This window comes from Azospirillum formosense, from assembly GCF_013340925.1.
GTDB lineage: Bacteria > Pseudomonadota > Alphaproteobacteria > Azospirillales > Azospirillaceae > Azospirillum > Azospirillum formosense.
Genome location: NZ_WHOR01000473.1, coordinates 1 through 1,749, shown reverse-complemented (window position 1 = coordinate 1,749; position 1,749 = coordinate 1). Strand labels below are relative to the sequence as shown.

Genomic DNA, 1,749 nt, shown 5'->3' with positions numbered 1-1,749 from the left:
GACCTCCCCCCGCTGCGCAGGGGGAGGAGAAAAAGCCCTCCCCTGCGTCAGCGGGGGAGGGTTGGGTGGGGGCCCGTCAGGACTGCCTCCCCCCTACTCCAACGCGATCTCCCCCTTGATCTCATGCTCCAGCCCGATGCCCTCGATGGTCAGCACGACGCGGGCCTGGAGCGTCTCGTTGCCCTTCAGCTTTCCGGCCTCGATCGCTTCGCTCACGGCGCGCTCGATCTCGCGCTGCGAGGTGACGCCGACGACCTTCAGGTACTTGCGGATGCCCATGTTGAAGGTGTCGTGGTCCATGATGCTCCTCCCTCTCTGATCGCTCCCGAAGACAACCGTCGCGGCAACGCTTTGTCCCGCCCCGTCAGTCGTTGTCATAGAGTCCGCGGGCGGCGTCGCGGTGGCAGGCTTCGCAGTTGGCTTTGGACAGCACGTCCTTGCGCAGCCAGACCTCCGGGCGGAAGCGGTGCTCGCGCAGCCACCAGCGCTGCTCGGTGATGCGCAGCAGCGTCGGATCGCCGCGCCCGGCGGCGTTGCCGGTCAGATAGGCGCGGATCTCCGCCGCCGGGCCGGGCGGCAGGCTGGCCTTCTCGCCGAAATGGTCGTCCAGCCCGTCCATGATCCGGGTCCAGCTTCCCGCCGGCAGCAGGCCGGGCTGGAAGGCCATATGGCATTCGCCGCATTCCTTGCGGGTGGCGTCGTTGGTGACGGGCCGGACGCGCTCGAACTCGTTGGCCGAAGCGGCGGCGCCGGACAGCAGCAGAAGAACGGTTGCGGCGATGAGGCGGCGGGGCATGGCGAGGCTCCTCATTCACCGACCTCACTGGCCGGCGAGATAGGTGATGAAGTCGCCCTTCTCCTGCGCCGTGCAGGCGCGGCCGAGGACGTTGGGGCAATCACGGTCGAAGCGCTTCTCCACCTCCACCGGATCGGTGAAGCGCTTGGGGTTGGCGGAAACGGCCATCGGCTCGATGCTCCGGCCGGTCCGCTGGTGACGGCCCTGGGCGGTCGGGTCGGGGGTGTGGCAGGCGGCGCAGGCGTTGGTTTCCGGCTTGCCGCCGCCGTGCGGGCCGAGATAGAGCGCACGCCCGCGCTCGGCGGAGAAGCCGGCGAAGGACGGCGATTGCGCTTTCGCCTGGGCGGCATAGCCATCGAGGAGGGCGGTGCGCGCCGCGTTCGGGGCGGCGGCGATGGCCGCGCCCACGGCGAAGACGGCCAGCATGGGCAGGACGAAGCGGATCATGGGGCGATGACCTCGTGGCGGGTGTTGGGACGGGCGCGCCATCCGGCGGCCTTCTTCAGGCCGAGCAGCGCGACGACCAGGGCGACATGCGCCAGCACGACGGGCAGCGAGAACTCGCCAAGCGCCTCGTGCAGTTTTTCCAGCGGGACGACAAAGTCGGCAACCGCTCCGCTGAGCGCGGCGGCGCCCACCACGGCCAGCAACGCCAGCGCCATCCAGGCGAGCAGCGGGCTGCGCTGCCCCCAGGCACGTGCCTCTCCCACGGCGGCGCGCCGCAGCCAGTCCAGCGCGGCGGTCGTAGATGGGCGGGGCAGGCGCAGCGGCCCCACCGGCATCAGCACCCCGGCCAGAAGCCGCACCGCCAGCGCGCCCAGAGCCGTGTAGCCGGCGAACTGGTGCATGGCGTAGGGGCTGTCCCTTATAAACATCTGAAGCTGTCGACGAGCGACCCTGTTGAGAATTCGGGGGGCGCCGGCTCATTATAAAAAAAAACAGCATCGATCAGC

At 69.6% G+C, this 1,749-nt stretch carries 4 protein-coding genes; all 4 read right to left on the bottom strand.

From position 1 onward, the window contains the following. Positions 1–93: 93 nt before the first annotated feature. A complete protein-coding gene (locus GBZ26_RS29135) occupies positions 94–300 on the bottom strand; it encodes a DUF6494 family protein (protein ID WP_035677918.1) in 207 nt (68 codons plus the stop codon). A 64-nt stretch (positions 301–364) separates the two neighbouring features. After that, positions 365–796, bottom strand: coding sequence for a diheme cytochrome c (locus tag GBZ26_RS29130; RefSeq protein ID WP_246653831.1), 432 nt, complete (start codon positions 794–796; stop codon positions 365–367). 24 nt (positions 797–820) lie between these two features. Next, a complete protein-coding gene (locus GBZ26_RS29125) occupies positions 821–1,243 on the bottom strand; it encodes a DUF1924 domain-containing protein (RefSeq protein WP_174441762.1) in 423 nt (140 codons plus the stop codon). Then, the gene (locus GBZ26_RS29120) at positions 1,240–1,644 is read right to left on the bottom strand and encodes a hypothetical protein (protein ID WP_174441761.1); all 405 of its coding nucleotides are present in this window, start codon (positions 1,642–1,644) and stop codon (positions 1,240–1,242) included. The genes GBZ26_RS29125 and GBZ26_RS29120 overlap by 4 nt, the downstream gene beginning before the upstream one ends. Positions 1,645–1,749: the final 105 nt, after the last annotated feature.